Raw genomic sequence first — 710 nt, 5'->3', positions numbered from 1 at the left:
GGTGCTATTCAGCAACCGATGGTTACGCTCCTATCTTCGTCGTGCAACGCCGGGCGGGGGCAGGCCCCGCCCCTACTCATCTTATGGAACCTGATTCTGAGCGCCGCAGCATTCGCTATGAGGGCTATGATTACAGCATGGCCGGCTATTACGCCGTAACTATCTGCGCTCGAAATAAAGCCCACCTATTTGGCGCCCTGGCTACGGGCGAAACGCTACAGCCAACATTGCTGGGTCGCATCGTCGCCGACGAGCTCATGAACATACCAGCCCGCTTTCCCACGGTTCGTCTCGACACCAGCATCGTCATGCCCAATCACCTGCACCTGATTCTGGTGCTGACCCGCAACCGCACGGTGGCCCTGAGCGCGGTGCTAGGCGACTTCAAATCGGGCTGCTATGGCAAGTGGCGGCATCAGCTTTTGGCAGCCGGCCAGCCAGCCCCACCCTCATGCTGGCAGCGGAACTACTACGAACGCATCATCCGCAACGCGGCAGAGCTGGAAGGCTACCGCCAATACATCCTCAATAATCCCGGCCGGTGGCAATAACGCGCACGATGTAGGGGCGGGGCCTGCCCCCGCCCGGCGTTGAACGGCATCGTTGCCTGCCCCCGCCCGGCGTTGAATGGTGTCGGTGCTATTCAGCAACCGATGGTTACGCTCCTATCTTCGTCGTGCAACGCCGGGCGGGGGCAGGCCCCGCCCCTA

At 61.7% G+C, this 710-nt stretch carries 1 protein-coding gene; it reads left to right on the top strand.

Annotated features, from left to right (window positions below):
• Positions 1-551 (top strand): transposase (locus ACYVHT_RS23320; RefSeq protein WP_460557805.1); only part of this gene is annotated, 551 nt, incomplete at its 5' end.
• Between the last annotated feature and the right edge of the window lie 159 nt (positions 552-710).

It is taken from the genome of Hymenobacter daeguensis (genome assembly GCF_054780555.1).
This window is presented reverse-complemented; position numbering and strand designations above follow the sequence as displayed.